This is a genomic window from Desertivirga xinjiangensis, from assembly GCF_024436435.1.
Classification (GTDB): domain Bacteria; phylum Bacteroidota; class Bacteroidia; order Sphingobacteriales; family Sphingobacteriaceae; genus Desertivirga; species Desertivirga xinjiangensis.
In genome coordinates this window covers 71,215-92,392 of sequence record NZ_JAFMZP010000008.1, presented here as the reverse complement: position 1 = coordinate 92,392, position 21,178 = coordinate 71,215, and the positions used below count along the sequence as shown (strand labels likewise).

The 21,178-nt window shown below is 42.7% G+C and carries 17 protein-coding genes and 1 tRNA gene; 3 read left to right on the top strand and 15 right to left on the bottom strand.

Features of this window, described 5'->3' with window-relative positions:
- Position 1: 1 nt before the first annotated feature.
- The 9 genes from J3P37_RS17945 to thrA form a co-directional block, all read right to left on the bottom strand.
- Positions 2–1,774, bottom strand: coding sequence for a RagB/SusD family nutrient uptake outer membrane protein (locus J3P37_RS17945; RefSeq protein ID WP_256012739.1), 1,773 nt, complete (start codon positions 1,772–1,774; stop codon positions 2–4).
- A gap of 12 nt (positions 1,775–1,786) precedes the next feature.
- Positions 1,787–5,287 (bottom strand): TonB-dependent receptor, encoded by a 3,501-nt coding sequence (locus tag J3P37_RS17940; protein ID WP_256012738.1) that lies wholly within the window; start codon positions 5,285–5,287, stop codon positions 1,787–1,789.
- Positions 5,288–5,448: 161 nt separating this feature from the next.
- Positions 5,449–6,606 carry a FecR family protein gene (locus tag J3P37_RS23155; RefSeq protein WP_256012737.1) on the bottom strand — a complete coding sequence of 386 codons (1,158 nt, stop codon included), beginning with the start codon at positions 6,604–6,606 and terminating at the stop codon, positions 5,449–5,451.
- Positions 6,607–6,660: 54 nt separating this feature from the next.
- Positions 6,661–7,227, bottom strand: a complete 567-nt coding sequence (locus J3P37_RS17930; protein WP_256012736.1) for an RNA polymerase sigma factor — start codon at positions 7,225–7,227, stop codon at positions 6,661–6,663.
- A 314-nt stretch (positions 7,228–7,541) separates the two neighbouring features.
- Positions 7,542–7,614 (bottom strand) — tRNA-Thr (locus tag J3P37_RS17925).
- A 101-nt stretch (positions 7,615–7,715) separates the two neighbouring features.
- Entirely contained in the window at positions 7,716–8,321 is a 606-nt protein-coding gene (locus J3P37_RS17920) for an HAD family hydrolase (protein WP_256012735.1), read from the bottom strand.
- A 5-nt stretch (positions 8,322–8,326) separates the two neighbouring features.
- On the bottom strand, positions 8,327–9,634 hold the full coding sequence (gene thrC / locus J3P37_RS17915) for a threonine synthase (RefSeq protein WP_256012734.1): 1,308 nt from the start codon (positions 9,632–9,634) through the stop codon (positions 8,327–8,329).
- Between the two features lie 41 nt (positions 9,635–9,675).
- Positions 9,676–10,611 carry a homoserine kinase gene (locus J3P37_RS17910; protein ID WP_256012733.1) on the bottom strand — a complete coding sequence of 312 codons (936 nt, stop codon included), beginning with the start codon at positions 10,609–10,611 and terminating at the stop codon, positions 9,676–9,678.
- Between the two features lie 28 nt (positions 10,612–10,639).
- Positions 10,640–13,087, bottom strand: a complete 2,448-nt coding sequence (gene thrA, locus J3P37_RS17905) for a bifunctional aspartate kinase/homoserine dehydrogenase I (protein WP_256012732.1) — start codon at positions 13,085–13,087, stop codon at positions 10,640–10,642.
- 308 nt (positions 13,088–13,395) lie between these two features.
- Here thrA and rsgA point away from each other — a divergent pair, with 308 nt between their 5' ends.
- From rsgA to J3P37_RS17890, 3 genes are read left to right on the top strand one after another with little or no spacing between them, the layout of a single operon-like run.
- Positions 13,396–14,316: a ribosome small subunit-dependent GTPase A gene (rsgA, locus tag J3P37_RS17900; protein ID WP_256012731.1), complete on the top strand. Its 921-nt coding sequence runs from the start codon at positions 13,396–13,398 to the stop codon at positions 14,314–14,316.
- Positions 14,317–14,334: 18 nt separating this feature from the next.
- The gene (gene dtd, locus J3P37_RS17895; protein WP_256012730.1) at positions 14,335–14,787 is read left to right on the top strand and encodes a D-aminoacyl-tRNA deacylase; all 453 of its coding nucleotides are present in this window, start codon (positions 14,335–14,337) and stop codon (positions 14,785–14,787) included.
- Positions 14,784–15,119 carry a nucleotide pyrophosphohydrolase gene (locus J3P37_RS17890; RefSeq protein ID WP_256012729.1) on the top strand — a complete coding sequence of 112 codons (336 nt, stop codon included), beginning with the start codon at positions 14,784–14,786 and terminating at the stop codon, positions 15,117–15,119. The genes dtd and J3P37_RS17890 overlap by 4 nt, the downstream gene beginning before the upstream one ends.
- Here J3P37_RS17890 and J3P37_RS17885 read toward each other — a convergent pair.
- The 6 genes from J3P37_RS17885 to J3P37_RS17860 all read right to left on the bottom strand — a co-directional run bounded on the left by J3P37_RS17885 (position 15,116) and on the right by J3P37_RS17860 (position 21,149).
- The gene (locus tag J3P37_RS17885; RefSeq protein WP_256012728.1) at positions 15,116–15,847 is read right to left on the bottom strand and encodes a 2-phosphosulfolactate phosphatase; all 732 of its coding nucleotides are present in this window, start codon (positions 15,845–15,847) and stop codon (positions 15,116–15,118) included. The two genes, J3P37_RS17890 and J3P37_RS17885, sit on opposite strands and share 4 nt — an antisense overlap.
- 5 nt (positions 15,848–15,852) lie before the next feature.
- Entirely contained in the window at positions 15,853–16,935 is a 1,083-nt protein-coding gene (gene gcvT, locus J3P37_RS17880; protein WP_256012727.1) for a glycine cleavage system aminomethyltransferase GcvT, read from the bottom strand.
- Between the two features lie 92 nt (positions 16,936–17,027).
- The gene (gene rnhB / locus J3P37_RS17875; RefSeq protein ID WP_256012726.1) at positions 17,028–17,660 is read right to left on the bottom strand and encodes a ribonuclease HII; all 633 of its coding nucleotides are present in this window, start codon (positions 17,658–17,660) and stop codon (positions 17,028–17,030) included.
- Positions 17,661–17,717: 57 nt separating this feature from the next.
- Positions 17,718–18,965 (bottom strand): PP2C family protein-serine/threonine phosphatase, encoded by a 1,248-nt coding sequence (locus tag J3P37_RS17870; protein WP_256012725.1) that lies wholly within the window; start codon positions 18,963–18,965, stop codon positions 17,718–17,720.
- 98 nt (positions 18,966–19,063) lie between these two features.
- A complete protein-coding gene (locus J3P37_RS17865; protein WP_256012724.1) occupies positions 19,064–20,194 on the bottom strand; it encodes a glycosyltransferase family 2 protein in 1,131 nt (376 codons plus the stop codon).
- Complete coding sequence (locus J3P37_RS17860; RefSeq protein WP_256012723.1) at positions 20,178–21,149, bottom strand: lysylphosphatidylglycerol synthase transmembrane domain-containing protein; 972 nt, start codon at positions 21,147–21,149, stop codon at positions 20,178–20,180. Before J3P37_RS17860 ends, J3P37_RS17865 begins: the two co-directional genes overlap by 17 nt.
- Between the last annotated feature and the right edge of the window lie 29 nt (positions 21,150–21,178).

Below are 21,178 nucleotides of genomic sequence, written 5' to 3'. Positions count from 1 at the left end.
ACTATTTCCACTCCGGATTTTGTATTAATTTTTTGTTTAAGATCAGATCCTCGGAAGGGATTGGTGCATAATAGTCCCTGTTTTCATCAAAACCGCCTCCCTGCGGGAATGGATCCAGATTGCCTGATGTTGCATTCTGTTGTCCAGTGACAGGATTGCGCAGCGTACGCTGATTGATATTGATAAACGAAGTTACAGACGCAGGCGCTGAAGTGGTGGAACCCGTATGAAGGAATACATCGGCAGTGCCATCTCCCGTAAAGTCGTGTGACCCGGTACCTGAAAAGTAAACCCCAACCATCGGCTGGGTAAGCTTCTGTCCTTCCTTCCAGCGCATAAGGTCATCCCAGCGCTGACCTTCATTAAATAACTCAATCCTTCTTTCGCGACGGATCTCTAAGATCACTCCTTTATTGGCTCCCTTGTCAACATTCACATACTGGGCCAAAAGGTAGGGGTCCGGGTTAGTGTTGGCTTGCGCCAGATTTAAGTTGGGCATGCCAACACGCGCACGCAGCTTGTTGATCGAAAGGTCTAAATCAGCCTGCGTAAGCGTACCCAGCTCTGCCTTTGCTTCTGCATATACCAGCAAAGCCTCTGCATAACGAAAAATGATAATATCAAATACTGAAGCAGAGGTTGCCCATTGGGCGCGATCGGGCAGGGCTTTGATTAAGCGATAACCGGTTGTGGTGATGTTCAATGACACAGGTTCGTTGCTTGTTGCTCCGTTAACTCTAAAGTCAGGTCCTGCAGTAGTTTGCGTCAAACGAGGATCCCTGTTCTGCATCTCCTGATAATAAGACATAGTCTGATAATTGGGTTTATCGGTTAACCGCGAGCCATCATTCATCAGGTAACTGTTAACCATGTCTTTGGTAAGTCCGTAAGATCCGGCGGTTGCGGAGGTGAATGTATAAGCGAGGTTTTGCACTTTCAGCCCCAACTGGTAATCTGCTGCCAGGATAGTTTCCACGTTATCCTGATTGTCGCGCGCAAACAGATTGCGATATGCAGCCGATGTCCCTCCGGCGGAATAAAGCGTGTAAGCTCCAGACCCGATCAGTTCGTTAGAGGCTGATACCGCTTCATTTAGGAACTTCTGGTAACCTTCTATCTGGTGATATTTACGAAACGTGCCTTCGAAGAGCGCCACCCTGGCTTTAAGCAATAACGCAGTATGTTTAGTAATGAGGTACATTTGTTTCTCGGGCGGGATATTCGCAATGGCATAATCCAAATCTGCCAGTACGGAATCCATAACCAGGATACGGGAATCGCGCGCTTTGTAAATATCCGGATCTTTAGCTCCCAGCACTTTGTTATACCAAGGCACATCTCCAAAGGTCTTCACCTTATCGTAATAGAAAAGCGCTCTGTAGAACCTGGCAATACCGCTGTATTTAGCTTTTGCTGCCTCATCTTTTACCTTGTGATAGTTCTCGAGGAAGTAGTTAATCTTTCTGAGGTTGCCCCATGACCAGCCGCCGCTGCCGCTGGCTACTGGAACGATGCGAGTTCCTTTTACCTGGTTAGCCGGATTTAGCGGCATCAGGTTATCTGAAGCAGCGTCGTCAGAGTAAACTTCTGTTCCCGGCAGCATGGTATAGAAGTCGTTAGTAGCTACTTCAAGATCTTTAGCCGTATTGAAGAAATAAGGAGCTTCGACCTGATCTTCTGAAGGACGGTCCAGATAATCTTTATTACAGGATGACAGGGAAGCAAGGCCTGCAACACCGCATATATAATACAGGATGACTTTATTCATTTTCATCGTTTACAATCGTTATAAGTTTAACATTACACCAAAAGAATAGGTCTTACCCATCGGATAGTCCCGCAGATCGCCACGGTCGTCAGCTGTCGCTGGTGATGAATAGCTTATTGCCGAACCGGCCTGTTCCGGATCGATATACCTGGTCAAACCACCAAAACTCCAGGTGAACATATTTTCTCCACTGAAGAAGACACGCAGCTTCTCAATATTAGCTCTCCTTGTCCAATTCTGCGGGAGAGTATATCCTAAACTGAAATTTTTCACTCTCAAATAGCCTACGTTTTCAAGATAATAGTCGTTGAGCTCATATAATGAGCGTCCGGATTGTAATGAAGAGTAACCACGATAGATCTGCGGATATTTGCCATTCTCGTCTGGTCTCCATGCATTGTCTATGAGATCCTTACGAAGGAAGGATAGATATGGACGCTGATAGGTACCCCAGTACAGGTCACCTGTAGGATACCAATCCTGACTCGCCACACCTGCAAGAGCAACAGACATATCGAGAAATTTCCATTTTGCGTTTATGTTCAGGCCGAAAGGAAATCTAGGCATTGCGTTACCTATACGCTGTAAATCGCCATGATTAGCTAAGGTATTATCCCCTTTGTCGATCTTCCCATCGCCATTCACATCAAGGTATTTCACGTCTCCGGCACGCAGGTGGTTCCATTCACTGTTCTGCATGACATTCAGGATGTCATTGTAGACAAAGGAGAGATTGTTCGATGGGTTAGCGAAGGAGTTCTGATAAGCCATGGCCTCTTCGTCCGACTGGAACTGGCCATCGGTACGGAAACCCCATATTTCGCCCAGTCGCTTCCCTTCATAATAAGAGCTTAACAAGCCGTTAGGATTATTATAACGGGTAATGATACCCTTGAAGTTGGAAACGTTTGCTGATACGCTGAAAGTCAGTGGTGATCCCCCAACCTTGAATTTATCCTGGTAGGTTACATTCAGCTCATAGCCCTCATTTCTTAATGCCGCATAATTTTCTTTCGGTTCGTTAGCACCGAATACGGCCGGTAAAGGCTCTCCCGGAAGGTACATACCTTCTACGTTTTTGCGGTACCAATCAAAGTTGACAAAAATCCTGTTCTGGAGTAAGCCGAGATCAAGTCCCAGGTTGATACTCTTGGTGGTTTCCCAGGTGACCACGTTAGGTAGCGGTGACGGCATTGAGGCATAGGTAAGGCGGTTGCCTCCGTTTAACCATGGCGATATTCCCACTGTCATCAATTCTTTGAAAGTATTTACATCCACCGTTTGGTTACCTAGCTTTCCATAAGAACCTCTAAGCTTGACAGAGGGCAGGACGGAGCTGATAGGATCCCAGAAATCTTCACGATCTATCTGCCAGCCTAACGAAACAGAAGGAAATAGTCCCCAACGGCTGTCGGCAGGAAAACGTGAAGAGCCATCATACCGGGCGTTAACTTCAAGAAGGTATTTATTTCTGAAGTCGTAGTTTAGGCGGCCGAAGTAGCCTTGTACTGCCCAATTCGTTGCGGAGCCTGCAATGCTGTTCATGGCAGTAGCCAGAGAAAGATTAGACAGATCTTCGATCAGTAGGTTGTCGGCCTCTGCTGCCACACGGTCGCGATCAAAGCTTTCACGGTTAAGACCGGCAAGTAATTTCACATGATGGTCAGAAGCAATTGTCTTGCTATAGGTTGCAAACAGATTCAACACATTGTACTTGTCCTTCCAGCGGTATTCACTCAGACGGTTTAACCCTACTGTACGGAGGTCCAGCTTATTACCCGCCAGATAGTTGAAGGGATTTAGACGAAAGCTTCTGCTTGTATTTTCAATTCGGTTGCTATAATCGAAGTTTATCTGAAGGCCTTTAACTGGCTTAGCGTTCACACGGAAAGTATTGGTAAACTCTTCATTATTGAACAGGCGCCATGTTTTTCCGGAATAAAGACCGGCATTCCCGCCCTGACCACCGGTTCCTGTACCGATATCTGCAGGAACGCCATTGACCATATTCGGGTAAAAAGCCATCAGGTTATACCATGTTGTAGTACTCCATAAGCCTCCAAATCCATTAGTATAACCACCGTAGTCTTTATCCTCTTCATTGATGAACTGGATGTTATTAGAAATCTCAAGCCAGGGCTTGGGTGTAAATACGAGGTTTGCCTTGAGGTTCTGGCGATCCATGTCAGCATCTTTATTGATATTATTGATGCTCTGGCGTTCGAAGATTCTGCCAGACAAATAACCTCTTAGCTTATCGCTACCCCCGGAAATTGACACATTGTGAAAATTAGATGCCTGATACTTACGAAATATGGTATCCCACCAGTTGGTCTTGTGAAAGAACTTATAAGAACCATCTGATTGCAATTCATGAAAAGGCTCTATCTCACCATTGGCCACCATCTTAATGGTTTCCCAGTCCATTTCATTATACCTGGTATACGAAGACCCGTTATACCCGTAAAGGGCAGCATCCACCGTTTTGCCATATATGTATGGATCTGAAATATAATCTGTTCGGGCAGTAGGCGTTGTCCATCCGAAGTTGTTACTGTAAGAAACTATTGTTGTTCCCGCTTTACCCGACTTTGTAGTGATCAGGATGACGCCAAAAGCGCCGCGGGCACCATAGATGGCAGCAGAGGCAGCATCCTTCAATACGGTCACGGTTTCGATATCATTGGGGTTAACCCGGGTAATATTTCCCTCGATACCGTCAATCAACACCAAAGGGCTACCGCCGTTGATGGAGTTAAAACCCCGTACATTAATGTCTGGCGTCGCTGACGGATCACCATTGTTCATCTGAATATTCAAACCGGGCATCAGGCCTTGTAAGGTTGTCGAAATATTCGCATCAGGACGCAAGGCGATGTCTGCCGCATTTATCTGGGCAACTGCGCCTGTCAGGTTTGCCCGCTTCTGTACGCCGTAACCAACTACTACAACTTCATTCAGATCGCTGATCTGCTCTTTCAGTGCAATTTGTAGCACTTGTCCTTCCGCGACCTCAATGGTAAACGGCTCAAAACCTACGGCAGTGACCGTTATCGTATTTTTAACTGCTGGACTCAGTAGCTTAAAGTATCCTCTGGCGTCTGTTGCTGTACCCAGATTACTATTGGCCAACCTTACCGACGCACCCGCAATGACATTGCCCAACTCGTCTTTCACGTAGCCTTCCACAACGCTTTGTACTGCTTCCGCAGCGTTCCTCATCTCTGCACTGGACTTGATCAGCACCATATTGTTCTCCAAAACGTATACCAGGCCGTGCGGCGTAAGCACAGTGTTCAGCACTTCGGTAACTTCCTTTTTGTGCAAAAAGACACTGACCTTTCCCAAGCCCTTTAAATGCGCATTGTTATACAGGAAATCATAGTTGGTTTGTTTTTGAATATCTACCAATATGTCTTGTATGTTTGCTTGTTTGGCGTGTATTGAGATCTTTTGTCCGAAGGTAGCTGCACTGGCGTGGAGCATGGTTCCGAGCAACAACAAAGAAACCAACTTCATAATTAGCAATAGTTTTTTTACCCCCGCCGATATGAAACAAGGGGGTATGATAAAAAATCGATACATTTGATTAGTATAGGGTAATTAATACTGTTATTAGGTTTTATATCCGTACGACAAATCGGGAGCGCGGCAACGCTTCCGATTGCTTTTTTTAAGTTTTACTTCCTCACTATCACCCTCCCTTCTTTAATTTCAAATCGCAGGTTAGAAATTTTCTCTATGCTTGCCAGAACTTCCTCCAGGCTTCTTGTGCGTACAATGGAGCCTGTAAAAGACTCATTTGAATTATACTGGTATTCGATATCGCTGATAGCATACCAAGTCACTATATCGCCCATAATATCCTTGATATTAGCATCCGTAAAACGAAAGTAACCTTCCTTCCATGCAAGTACCTCTCTGAAGTTAGCTTTGCTTTTATTTTGCAGGACGCCGGCTTCTGCGCGCACCTGATCGCCCGGTAAGAGGTTGATTTGTCTTTGTTCCCTGGTCACATGAACATTTCCTTTTACCAGAGCTGTCTGCGAATAATTGTTATGAGGATAGCTTTTTATGTTGAACTGGGTTCCAAGCACCTTAACATCATAGTCACGCGTTTTCACCCGGAAGGCCATGGATTCATTTCGCTTCACATCAAAATAAGCCTCTCCCGTTAGCTCACAATCACGGTTTGATACATTGAAGCTGGGATCTAACCTCAGAATAGTTCCAGAGTTTAAATCCACTTTAGATCCATCGGGCAATAGTAAGGAATAGCTAATTCCCTTTCCGGTGGTAAACTCGTGATAGGGAAGTTTGAAGTCCTGGCTTTTCGGGTCTAAGGTGATCTTATACAAATTACCGGAGATCTTAGAAAGCCTTACACCATCATAATTGAGCCCGGTTTCAGAAATATCAGCCAAAGCCAACTGCGTGCCGTTGGCTAAACGTATGACGGCATATTGCTCTTCCTGTTTCGATACAGTCTTCCTTTGCCGGGCGGTAGTTTTCTTCTGATTCGGCCCCTGTAAAACCTCCTGATTAAAGTAAAGCACGAATCCAAGCGTGATTAAGATGGAGCATGCAACAGCAGTGAAGGCATAAGGTATCAGGCGGCGAACTTTGGTTCCAGCGAACCTTTCGTCCTGTGCCAGCTTTTCGAACGCTGTTTCTTTTTCAAAGTCTGTAACGTGACCGAGGGTAATCTTTTCGTCCACAGCTTCGTAAAAGGCGTCCTCCTGACTTTCCAGCAGGTTAAGAAATTCTTTAAGTTCTTCCTCCGAAAGATTGTCCTCAAAATATCTTTTTGCTAGTTGTTTAAATCGGTCTTTATCCACTAAGTAATAAATTGTTTTTTATTACCTGATGTACACACGAAGTTCCCGATAGGACTATAAGAAATATAAAAAAATAAAAAAATAAAGGTAGTCGGCTTTTTTAAAGTGCTGACGGAGGTACTTTAGAGTTTGTACGAGGCTATTCTTAACGGTATTGGGAGATATACCTAAGTGGTCTGCAATTTCTTTATGTGATAGCCCCTCTTCCCTGCTCAGTTGCCAGACCTCACGCTGCCTGGCGGGAAGAAGACCTACTGAATGTTTCAAAAGCTGTTCCAGCTCATTGACCTGAGTTGTGCTATCCTCAACAGCAAGTGACATATGATGTACCAGCTCTTGCTGCAGCAGGATGTCGTACTTGGCGGATCGAAGCTTATTGAAACATAAGCGTTTCGCGATAACGTATATTAAGGACCATAAGTTTCGGGATATGTCGATGTTCTCGCGCGACAACCAAAGTTTTATAAAAGTATCCTGCACGATCTCTTCCGCCAGCTCCCTGCTCTTAAGAATCTTATAGGAAAGCTCAAAAATACCCGGGCTGTATGTATCAAATACAAGCTTGAAAGCGGAACGGTCTCCGCTTCTAAGATTCTGACGTACCTGACTACATATTTCCATCTTTTTATAAATTATCCCTGCATCTTGTTCGAGCACGCTGCAAATGTAAAAATCGAGCGTTAACAGTATGTTAAGTACTTAAAAAACCTAGCGGGAACCGACAGTTTGACGAAAACTCTTTTCATTTGAACTGCCCGATGTCTATCATAATCGAAAAGTATCTACTATAAAGATCTAAATTAATATTTTTTGAGAAACTTTAATAAGTTTTTGACTTGGAGGGTTCAGGCCGTATGCTGGCGCATGCATGCCCGCGTGTGCCTAAAAAGACTTTCACAAAAAAAGAGAGTGTTTTTCAACACTCTCTTTTTAAGAGCCTCCTATCGGGATCGAACCAATGACCTACTGATTACAAGTCAGTTGCTCTACCAGCTGAGCTAAGGAGGCTTTTGATGATGCAAATTTAAATTTTTTTGCATTCAAAGCAGCAGGTTTTAGCATATCATGTTAAACAGATTGCTAACCTAATGGCTGTCAAGCAAAAAAAATTACAACAAACCTCTTTTCACTAATTCCGCCTCTAAGTCCTGCGGATTGGTGAAATGAATACTCTCAATTCCAAGCATCCTTGCAGCCTCGACATTCCTTAAGTTATCATCGATAAAAAGTGCGTTTTCGGGCTTTACTTTATACCGGTCTAAAAGTATCTGGTAAAACTCAGGAAAAGGCTTACGAAGCTTTTCTGTCCCCGACACGACCACGCCATCAAACCAATTTAAAAAATCAAACTTCCCCTGCGCTATTGGGTATGTTTCAGCCGACCAATTGGTTAAGGCATATATTTTATAACTACCGCTATCTTTTAAAGCCTTGAAAAGATCGACTGTTCCTTGTATTGGCCCGTCGAGCATTTCTTCCCAACGTCCGTAGTAAGCCCTGATATTGTCTTCATGTTCCGGAAATTGCTTAACTAGCACTTCTGTACCTTCAGCCAGGGTCCTTCCCCCATCCTGTTCTTCATTCCAATCGCCGGTACATACATTCTCAATAAAATGATGCATTTCCGACTCATCAGAAAATATCTTTTTATATAAATGATGCGGGTGCCAGTTGATCAATACCGCCCCCAAGTCAAAAATTATGGTATTAATCATATTCGCTAATTTGATAATAAATAAGATTTAAATACGTCAAAGTCAGCTCCCATTTCGACGGCCTGTTTGGGTTTCCCCTCAAGGGAACGCACTTGCTCAGGGATTTCTACCTTTAATGCAATTGCACCCTCATATACATCAGGAAACTTGCAGGGATGAGCGGTAGACAGGAATACTCCGGCACTGCTATAGTCTCCTGAAACCTTCCGATAGTCTTCAACAGCCAACCAGGCTATAGCTGTATGAGGGCAAACCACGTAGTCAAACTTTTCAAAAACCTCCTGAACAGCTACACGTGTTTGTTCATCTGTAAAACTTTCCGCGCTAACCACCCTTTTAACTTCATCTAATTCATTTTTGAATAAAGTCATAATCCGCACCCAGTTGCTTGGATTTCCAACATCCATGGCATTTGAAAGAGTGGCTATAGAAGGCTTTGGTTCGTACAGGCCTGATTTGAAAAAGGCAGGAACCGTATCATTCACATTGGTAGCTGCTATGAATTGCTTAACAGGCAAACCCATTTTCCATGCCAGCAACCCTGCGCCTATATTTCCGAAGTTTCCACTTGGAACGGAAAAGATCACATCGCTTTTGCCTTCTTTCTTTAACTGTGCATAAGCATTGAAATAGTAGAACGTCTGAGGAATTAACCTGGATATATTAATAGAGTTTGCGGAGGTCAGGCGGAATCGTTCATTCAATTCCGCATCTACAAAAGCCTGTTTCACTAAAGCCTGGCAATCGTCAAATGTTCCGTCAATTTCAATAGCCCTAATATTTTGACCATTGGTGGTCAATTGCAACTCCTGGATGGGGCTAACCTTCCCTTTAGGGTATAAAATAGTGACCTGTGTATTGGGTACACCTAAAAAGCCCAGGGCTACTGCACCACCTGTATCACCAGATGTAGCCACCAATACATTCAGAGTTTTCTCCCCCTCCTCAAGGAAGTGACTCATGATCCGGCTCATGAAGCGCGCACCGAAATCTTTAAATGCTAAAGACGGGCCATGAAACAACTCCAATACATATGTATTGTCATTTAACTTTACTACAGGGGCGGGGAAATCTATGGCGTCATCTATGATTGATTTCAGATCTTCGTCGGGCATCGCATTCTGAAGGATGTTTTTGGCTACCTTAAATGCAATTTCCGGCAGCGAATAGCTATCAATATTATCTATGAAATCCTGTTCCAGAGCCGGAATCTCATGCGGCATATATAAACCCTTATCCTGGGGCAAGCTATTAAATACTGCTTCTTTAAAATCTACCGATAAAGCTGGGTTATTTGTACTATATAATTTCACTTGAATTTGCGTTTTGGAGATTTACGAATTACGATTTTAATTTAATCAAGTATGACAGGGCCGTTTGCATTAACCTTTGAAACATAGCCCAGACTGCCAATATCCAGAGTCGAAAGATGTTTCTGGACAGCAGCTGTTATCCTTTCCGCAGTTTCCCTGTCACGTGTAAAAGAAAATACCGATGGGCCAGATCCGGAAATACCAAAACTTAATGCTCCTAAGTTCATGGCGATCTCACGCATCTTATAAAAGTCCGGAATTAATATGGATCTCACCGGCTCAACAAGGACATCTATCATGCTCCTCCCTATCAGATCCATGTCTTTCATAAATAATCCGCTTACAAGGCCAGCGACATTTCCCCATTGGGTTACCGCATCCTTAAGCAAAACTTTACTCCTTATCATTTGTCGTGCATCACGGGTAGGAACGTCCACTTCCGGAAATACAATAGCTGTATGAAGTTCTTCCGGATACGGAAGCTTAATTACATCCAGCGGATTGTAGCTACGTACCAGTATAAATCCTCCAAGTAAAGCAGGTGCCACATTATCCGCATGCCCGAATCCACAGGCTAACTCCTCACCTCTCATTGCGAAAGGCAGCAGATCTGCCTGTTTAAGAGGATTATCTAATAATGAATTGATAGCAAAAAGTCCCGCAACGGTACTTGCCGAGCTGGAGCCCAAGCCACTTCCAATTGGCATTTTCTTGTGCAACTCTATTTCTACTCCTATATCAGTGCGACCAATTTCCTGCAAATACATTTGAACGCAGGCACTGGCTGTGTTTCTGGATGCATCCAACGGTAACCGGCCATCATCTCCGGTAATCCTGGTTATTACCACTCCTGGTTCCGCCTTCCGGCGCATGATCACTTCATCACCCGGAGCGTCAACGGCTAAGCCCAATACATCGAAACCACAAACCACATTGGCTACGGTTGCAGGAGCGAAAACTCTTATTGATTCTCTCATATCTTATTTCGGAAATCCGAACAGGCCTCTATGCCCCTACATTTACAATATCAGCAAATACACCCGCAGCAGTCACCTCTGCGCCTGCCCCAGGCCCCTTCACTACTAAGGGGCGCTCTTTATAGCGGTCTGTAGTGAACGAGATTATGTTGTCGCTCCCTGAAAGCATGTAGAACGGATGACTATCATCAACCATTTCGAGCGAGATTGATACATCGCCCCGCTCAAGTTTGCCGATATAACGTAAAACCTTCCCGCTGCTTTCGGCCTCATGCTTCAACTTTTCGAAGAAGTCGTTATTTTCAATTAATTGCGCATAAAAGTCATCTACCGAATTGGCAGTCAGGCAAGCTTCAGGCAACATGCTCTGTATTCTTACATCGTCAGGTTCCAGAGGATAGCCGGCATCACGTGCAAGGATAAGCATCTTACGCATGAAGTCTGTACCACGCAGATCGTCGCGAGGATCCGGTTCGGTATAACCTTTTTCCTGAGCCATCTTTACAACATCGTGAAATGTCAGATCCCCTTTAAAATTGTTAAAAATAAAGGAGATGGTACCCGACAGAATCGCTTCAATACGGATTACCCGGTCGCCACTCAGCATCAGATCTTTTAAAGTACGAATGATCGGTAATCCTGCACCAACATTCGTTTCATAGTAAAAATCAACACCGTGCTGATGCGCCAGATCTTTGAAAGTTTTATATTGGGCATAGGAAGAAGAATTTCCTATCTTATTGCAAGTAACTACAGAAATGGTCGCATCCAACACTTCCGCATATCTCGAAATTGGGGCCGGACTGGCTGTATTATCAACAAAAACGGCATTCGGAAGATTTAATTCTTTCATTCTGGAGATAAAGGCATCCAGATCGGCATCTTCCGATGAGTTATTTAGAGTTTCCTCCCAGTTTTGCAGTGATAAACCACCCTCCTCAAAAACCATCTTGCGGCTGTTACTTATCCCAATAACATTTATCAGAATACCGTTTTGCTGTTTAAGAAATTCCCTGTGCTCTTCAAGCTGACGGAATAGCGTTTTTCCAATATTACCGGTTCCTAAACAGAAGATATTTAACGTTTTTTTGAGATCAGTATAGAAAGCGTCATGAACCGCATTTAATGCCTTCGACAAGTCATAACGGGATATGATCACAGAGATATTATATTCTGAAGAGCCTTGCGCAATTGCACGGACATTAACTCCGTTCCGGCCCAATGAATGAAACAGGGTACCTGATATTCCAGGTGTCTCTTTCATATTTTCGCCAACTATGGCAAGTACCGACAAACTATCCTCTATCACTGGTATTTCAATTTTTTTTGCTTCAAGTTCGAGTTCGAACTCAATTTCGATCAGTTGTTTTGCCTTCAGGGCATCAGCTGGGTTTACCGCAAAGGTTATGCTATGTTCAGAAGACGACTGAGTGATCAGGATAACGTTGATCTGTTCTCTCGCTAAAAGTGAAAATAAACGGCCGCTGAACCCGGCTTTACCAACCATACCACTTCCGGTAAGATTGATAACACTGATCTCGTTAATTGACGAAATCCCTTTAACACTATGCGGTGACTTTTTCGCTTCATGACTAATTACAGTACCACTAAAATCAGGCTCGAAAGTATTCCTGATCACGATTGGGATCTTCTTCAAAAACGCAGGAATCATTGTTGGTGGATAAATAACCCTGGCTCCGAAATAAGACAATTCCATTGCTTCAGTATACGAAAGCTCCGCTAAAGGGAAAGCTTTTTTTACTATTCTTGGATCAGCTGTCATCATTCCGTTAACGTCCGTCCATATTTCTATAGCATCGCAATTTAAGGCAGCTCCAAATATGGCAGCTGTGTAATCACTCCCTCCCCGGCCAAGTGTAGTGATCCGCCCCTCTTCGTTACTTCCAATAAAGCCGGTTACAAAGATCAGCCTCCCTTTATTCTCTTCATAGAATCCACGGATCAGCAGATTTGTAACTTCAGTGTGAACTTTGGCATTTCCGAAATTACTATCGGTTTTTATTAACTCGGACGCATCGGCAAACACTGCATCTCCCAGATACTGATCAGCGATCCTGCTGGCCATAAAGGTGGAACAACGCTCTCCATAACTTAATATCAGATCACGCGTGCGGGGTGTAAGTTCTTTTAGGCTTGATACACCTTGCAAAAGATCCTCGATCTGATTAAAAAATATCTTAAGCTTTGTAAAGACGGGATTTTGTCTCGGAACTTCAAGCAACGCCTTAACAACCTCAAAATGGCGACTTTCGAGCTCTGCCAGATAAGTAGAAAAGTCTTCTCCTGCTGCCGCCTTGTCGGCCATAGACACCAATAAGTTGGTTACTCCGCCCATTGCCGACAGAACAACCACAGGATTTCCATGCTTATCTTTTTCTTTTTGAAGGATTTTCATCAGCGAACGGATACTTTCTACTGATCCTACAGAAGTGCCGCCAAACTTTAAAATATTCATTAATTACGTAATTTTAAACAAAAGCGCCTTCCCCTTGTGGGAGGAAGGCGCTTTATGGTTTCTTTATATTTTCGATTACACCATGCACGATCTTCCTCCAGCATATAGCCTGGTGGAAATAATTGTGGTTGTAATGGTATAAGTAAACTTAATCATGTTTTCTAAATCGTTCGTAAAGTACGCAGTAAAATTTAAAAATCGCAAAAAAAATATTTTTTATACCTTTTCATCAAATCCTGGTTCCCAATAAATACGAAACCGCAAAAAACAAAACCCGAAAAGCTGCATTTTGTTAACTTTACCCCTTCATGCAAGGACTAGTTATAAAATCGACAGGAAGCTGGTACCAGGTGGCTGCTAATGACGGCAAGGTGGTGGATTGCCGCATTAAAGGTAAATTTCGCACAAAAGACATTCAAACTACTAATCCGGTAGCTGTTGGCGATATTGTTACTATTGAACTGGAGCCCGACCAGGAAACCGGCGTTATATACAGGCTTCATGAACGTAAAAATTACATTATCCGAAAGTCCGTTAATCTTTCGAAACAAGCCCAGATTATTGCGGCTAACTTAGATCAGGCATTTCTTATTGTAACACTGGCTTCTCCCCGCACGTCTTTAGGATTTATTGACCGGTTCCTCATTACTGCAGAGGCCTATGATATTCCAGCCGGATTGATATTTAACAAGCTTGACCTATTTAGTGAGGAAGGCATAGAGATCCTGGCAGACTATGAAGAAATCTATAAACGTATTGGTTATCCATGCTATGAAGTATCGGCTATTGAGGGAACGAATCTCCCGGACATTGAAGAGCTTCTGAAAGATAAAGTAACGCTGTTTTCTGGCCATTCTGGTGTCGGCAAATCAACTCTGATCAATAAGCTGATCCCTGATATCGAACTGAAAACAGGAAAGATCTCCGATTGGAGCGATAAGGGCCAGCATACCACTACTTTCGCGGAAATGCATAAGCTCCCGCAAGGGGGCTACCTCATTGATACCCCGGGAATCCGGGAACTGGGCATAATTGATATTAAAAAGGAGGAGCTTGCACATTTTTTACCCGAGTTCAGAGCATTGATGAACGAATGTCGTTTCCATAATTGCCGGCATATCAATGAACCTGGCTGTGCCGTTTTACTTGCTGTAGAAGATGGCGAAATTGATCAATCCCGATACGAAAGCTATCTGAGTATTTATCATGGGAATGATACCAGAAATTAATCCATATCAGCCTTATCTATGCGCGCAGTTATACAACGAGTAACAGAAGCCTCCTGCATGGTAGAGGGACAAGTCACCGGGCAGATACAAACTGGCCTTCTGATCCTGCTTGGCATTGAAGATGCAGATACTGAAGAAGATTTGAAATGGCTGGCACAAAAGATCGTAAACATGCGGATCTTCGGCGACGACCAGGGACTAATGAATAAATCAGTCATGGAAATTAATGGGCAGATCCTGTTAATTTCTCAGTTCACCTTGTTTGCTTCCACGAAAAAGGGAAACCGGCCAGGATTTACAAAAGCTGCAAAACCTCCTGTTGCTATTCCCTTTTACGAAAAAATGATCAGCGAGATAAACGGTTTAACAGGAAAAAACACCGAAACAGGGATCTTTGGTGCGGACATGAAAATACATTTAATAAACGACGGACCTGTAACTATAATCCTTGACACTAAACATAAAGAATGACCATAGAGGAAGCTCAAAAACTTGTAGACAAGTGGATAACGACCACCGGCGTGCGTTACTTCAACGAACTTACTAATACCGCTATCCTGATGGAGGAAGTTGGAGAAGTCGCCAGAATTATGTCAAGAAAATATGGCGAACAATCCTTCAAAGAATCAGATAAAGCGGTAGATCTTGGAGATGAGATGGCCGACGTACTTTTTGTACTTATTTGTTTGGCAAACCAAACGGGTATCGACCTGACACAAGCACTAAATAAGAACCTGGAAAAGAAGAACATCCGGGATGCCGACAGGCACAAAAACAATGAAAAGCTGAAATCGGAAGATTAAAGCTTCACCAGCCTGTCGCCATCTAAAACAGGGATAGCAGTGGTAATGTCTACGTTAAGGCAAAAAGCTATATCCTCTTCTATGCCTAGTTTCTTCAAACGGTCACTATGTGATGATTTGCTCATATAAACTCCGAGATCGTCTTTAGCCAGTGTGTACAGATCTTCCGCAGCAACTGCAGAATCATCCAGTTTAAAGGCATCGCCTTTTAGCTGCTGAACCACTGCGCCTGCAAAGATCGTGTCCTCAAGATTAAACTTGTTCTTCCACCCAGCACAAACTAAAAGTATGTTTTCATTTTGCAGGCGAAGCCAGTTTGAAAGGGCCGTAAGATTTAAAAATGAACCAACTACAATACTTTTTGCCTTCCTTGAAAGATGCAAAGCATGGGTTCCGTTTGTCGTGGTAAGCACCACAGTTTTACCTGCCACCTTTTCTGCGGTGTAAGAAAAAGGAGAATTTCCGAAATCAAACCCTTCCACAACTTCGCCGTTCCGTTCTGCAGCTATCAAAAAGCCTTTGCCACTGTAGGCTACACATTCTTCAACTTGAGAAACAGGAATAATGGCTTCAGCGCCGTTTTCTATACCATAGCAGATAGATGAGGTTGCGCGAAAAATATCAATCACAACCACTATACTACTTTCAATATCGTATAAAGGAAGCAAGGCCGGAGTAAGACAAACTTCTATCTTTTTTCTTTCTGATGTTAATTGAACTACTTTCAAATCGTTTAGCCTTTATAAAATGGAAGTTTCACCACCTGAGCTTTAACTGGATTATTACGGATATTAATGAATATCTCTGAACCTACGGTCGAAAACTCAGGTTTAACATAGCCTAAGCCTATTGCCTTTTGCAGCGATGGCGATTGGGTCCCCGAAGTAACTTTTCCGATGTTATTGCCACTCCTATCCACAATTTCATAATCATGACGCGGGATTCCCCGGTCGATCATTTCAAAACCTATAAGTTTACGCGCAGGCTTATTTTGCTTTTGCTCTGCCAGCTGCGCTGCATTAACAAAGTCCTTATTAAACTTGGTGATCCAGCCAAGACCTGCTTCAAGAGGCGACGTATAATCATCGATATCATTACCATAAAGACAAAAGCCCATTTCCAATCGCAGAGTATCACGAGCACCCAATCCAATTGGTCTGATGCCATATGGAGCACCGGCCTCAAAAATAGCCCTCCAGACCTCTTCTGCATGACTTGAATCAAAGTACAACTCAAAGCCTCCTGCTCCGGTATATCCGGTAGCCGAAATAAGCACATTTTCAATCCCTGCGAACTTGCCTTTTTTAAAAGAATAATACTCCATTGAAGACAGGTCCGTTTCTGTTAAGCTTTGTAAAGCTTCGGCGGCTTTAGGTCCCTGGACAGCAAGTAATGCGGTTCTTTCGGATATGTCTTTCAGCTCGACACCGTAAGTATTAAACTTTGATATCCAGTTCCAGTCTTTCTCGATATTCGAGGCGTTCACCACCAACATATAAGTGTTACTGTCGATCCGGTACACCAGTAAATCGTCCACTATGCCGCCCGTTTCGTTTGGAAGACAGGAATATTGGACTTTACCTTCCACCAGTTTTGAAGCATCGTTCGACGTGACTTTTTGGATTAACTCGAGAGCTCTTTCACCTTTGAGGATAAATTCGCCCATATGGCTTACATCAAAAACACCAACTGAATTTCTAACTACCTGATGTTCGGCATTAATACCTTCGTATTGCACAGGCATACTATATCCGGCAAAAGGAACCATTTTAGCGCCCAGAGAAATATGAGTTTCAGTTAATGCGGTATTTTTCATGAATAGTTATTTTACGTGCTTTGTGAAATCTTGAGTCTTGGAAACTCTCAATATCTGGCATCAGGTGGCAAAAGTAAAAAAAAATGGTAAAATCAGGCAGAGATCAGTTCATCCATCTCTTCAGTTTCAGAAAACAAATCAAGCTGAGGATCTGTAACCCTGAAAGTGCGCCTGTGATAAGGAGAAAATCCGTGCTTAAGCACTGCATTTCTATGCTTTATCGTAGGATAACCCTTGTTGCTGGCCCATTCATACTCAGGATGCATCGCAGCGATGTTATGCATGAAATCGTCGCGGTATGTTTTTGCCAGAATAGAAGCAGCAGCAATTGAATAGTACTTCCCATCGCCTTTAATGATACATGCATGAGGTGTTTCCTGATAGGATTTAAATCGGTTACCATCGACAAGAATGAATCCTGGGGAAACTTTTAACTGATCCAGGGCACGGTGCATGGCCAGAAATGAAGCATTTAAAATGTTAATTCTGTCGATCTCTTCATGATCAACCTGAGCCACCGCCCATGCTATAGCTTTCTTTTCGATCAGCTTTCTGAGACTATAGCGTTCTTCTTCTTTTAACTGTTTTGAATCGGTAAGAAGCTTGTGTTTAAAATTTTTAGGCAATATTACAGCCGCGGCAAATACCGGTCCTGCCAGACAGCCTCTACCCGCTTCATCACATCCAGCCTCCACAAATTCATCCTGATAAAACGGAAAAAGCATATTAACCAATTTTTAAAGCCTGGACCAAAGATATTAAATAGGATCTATTTTAAAAAACTAATGTACTTTCAATGTCAATAAGGTGATGTCGTCTGAATTCATTTTAGCATTATAAAACTGCTGGATATCTGACAATATATTGGTGTTGATTTCGTCGACATGCAAGGTTATGTGAGACTTCAGTAGAGACACAAGCTGGTCCTCCATAATAAACACTTCTTCATCGGGGCTTTCAATCAGCCCATCTGTATAATTAAAAATCAGAGCATTGGGTGGCATTGTTAACTCACCCGTATTAACAAACGGAAGTTCATCGAATATTCCAAGCATTGTAGTTCCCTCCTTCAGGTATTGCACAGAATCCTCAGAAACTACGATGGGTGAATTGTGCCCGGCATTCACAAATTCGAGTTCGCGCGTTTGCTCATTATAGCGTCCCAGGAAGAGTGTTATAAATCGTTCGCCTTTGGTGTTGCTCGTCACAAGTTCGTTAAGTTTCCTGATCACTTTTTCAAGATCGCGTTCTACCGACGCCCAGGCACGCAAACTAGCCTGAAGATTAGCCATAAGCAACGCAGCCGATACGCCTTTCCCCGACACATCGGCGATACACCATATAAACTCATGCTTATTTAACCTTATAAAGTCGAAATAATCACCTCCGATATTTTCGTGAGGCAGATAAGTTGCCGAAATCTCAAAGGCCTCACTTTTAGGCAGACGCAAAGGCACGAGCATACTTTGAACTTCACTGGCTAGCTCCATATCTCGCTGCATTCTCTCCCGCTGAACTCTCTCTTTGAAGAGTTTTTTATTTTCTAAAGCAACGATGATAATATTAATAAGCGTTTGAATGAAATTTAGTTCGTGGCTAAGCAATTCGGGCCGCGTATTGAAATCGCCTATAAGAACGAAGGCAAGCGTGCTGTTTTTATGACGTACCGGCACATAAAAATCAAAGCGACTGAGAATCTCATCTGGATGAGTATTAAGAGCTGTGATCGATTTTATCGGCTCCAGAATAGGATAAATTTTAAGCAAAGAGGCTGAAGACTCAATCTCCCCACCATAACTTGAAACACAAACAAACTGCTTGTTCTCCCGCACAAGAAGCCGCATTTTTCCAACATTCAGGTTTACCCGCAAAATCACCTCCAGCATTTCAAACAATACAGATGCGGCACTATTTTTATTAATCGCTAATGTTACCTCAAGTAACGCGTTCAACTCAGCCTGTCTTTTTAGCAATAGCTGTATTAAATCGTTTTCCGCTGTTTCTTTATCCAAGCTTCTTCCTGGTACCAAAATGCTTATTTAAATGCTGTATAATAATATTTCTCCAAATAACGAATTTACATTTATGCCTCAAAATATATTTAATAATACTTTTTGAGACGAATGGTTCAGCGAACCAGGCGGCCTTTCCAGATATATTTGCCGGTATTTCCAGCGACTCCAATATATATCATGTAAACTGTATGTATAATAGTTAGCAACGGAAGAAGTTTTAGCAATTCCGCTCTTTTGGCAAATTGTGTCACTTCCTTTAAAAAGAAAAATTCCGAAATTAATTTAGCTGTCAGCATGAATGCAAAAGCAATGCTCATGGATGGCTGGAATATTGCCAGGATTGCATTTAAAATAATATTGACATTAAAGAGCCAGATGGTTATCCCCAATGCTACTATCTTTTTGTTCTTATATCGTGTACTTTTAGATGCCCAACGCTTACGCTGCCTGATAAACTCTCTTAAATTCGGCTTCGCATCAGTGAAAACTATTGCTAACCGCGATTTGCAAAAACCTATTCCTTCGGGGTATCTTGACGCAACTTTATGCAGAAACAGTTCATCGTCGCCCGATGCGAGATCATCAATTCCATGAAATCCTTGCAGCTCGAAAAAAACGTCGCGACGGTAAGCCAGGTTAGCACCATTACAGGTGGATGGCATTTTGTTTCCGATGGATGAGGCACCTAAACCGATAAGATATAAGAACTCAAGCGTCTGAAGTCGCTCAAAAAGCCCCTTTTCGTTAAAATAAGATACCGGCGAGGAGACCATTTTACAGTTATTTTCCTCGAAAAAAGCAACAATTGTTCTTAGCCACTCTGATCCCATACGGCAGTCGGCATCGGTCGTAATTATTATTTCGCCCTGCGCTAAATTAATCGCTTCCGTAATCGCTTTCTTTTTATAGGAATTTAAAGCCCTATCTTCATTTAACCTTAAAAGTTTTACACCCTTATCAGCATAAGATTCTACAATAGCGGAAGTGCGATCTGTTGAATGATCGTCGACTATTATTAATTCAACAAGCCCTGAAGGATAATTTTGCTTCAGTATGTCTTCTATAGTAAAGGGTATTTTATCTTCCTCGTTTCGTGCAGCGATCAAAATACTTACCTTACTTACTGGCAGCGCCTGACCAGACCTGAAGACTGGTAACTGAAACCAGCCTCTTCTTAAATAAAAAACCACTGCTACATAAACAACTGTAAACAGAAGAGAAATAAAACTAATTATTAGTACCAAAGAAATTGAGTTTAAACACGAATGCGGAGCCTAAAATAGCAGGAATGATAAGATTTACCAACCAAATAAATGCCGTCGCTGCTATAATGGCCACCTCCTGATGAGTAATATAACTAAAGAAAAAACTTGCCGTAAGCGTCCTGACGCCAACGTCAAGCAAATCTAATGAAGGTAATGCAGACTGTATAAAGAACAGAATACATACCATCATGGCCATTTGGAAAACCGGAATTTGGGGTATTAACATACTTATCAAAAGACAATATTGCGATGTAAAGACAACAAATCGGGCGATACAATACAAGAAAACCCGGAACAACGATGAGGTCTTATATCTCGCCAGGATCACAAAGAATTTTTTGAATCGTTTTAAAAATGAAATATTTGTAAGTAAGTCCAGCAGCCAGCGTATTTTAAAATAAAAAAGGATAAAAAAGGCACAAAAACCCAATCCGCCAATAAAGAATGCCGTGTATATAGAGTCGTCCATTTCAACGAATTTTTTTAAGAACCATAAGACAGCCAATGCGCCTAAGACGTTTGTAACTACCATTTGTCCCACAGAGCCAACCGCCATGGCAACAATGCCCAGGATCCTTCTTTTAGGAGATAAGAAAAAAACCCTCCCGCCATACTCGCCTATTCTATTGGGTGTAAATACAGCAAGCGTAAGTCCGCAGAACACCGATTCTATAGATTTCCAAACAGAGATCTGCTCTATCTCTCTGACCAGATACCGCCATTTCAGAGCTTCCAGCAACCAATTTATGAACATCAGTAAAAACACCAGGGAGAGCGTGATATAGATCTTTGTTACTGCAAGAGAGTGAGTTAAAGCTTTGAAATTCCTAAGGTTCGTGTTATTGCTGATCTTATGATATATAAATACAGCAGCTAAAACCAAAATGATAACTTTTAAAAGGATACTAAGGTGCTTTTTATTTTTGTAAGCCAAGCTCTAAACTTTTTGCAATGTTACGCAAA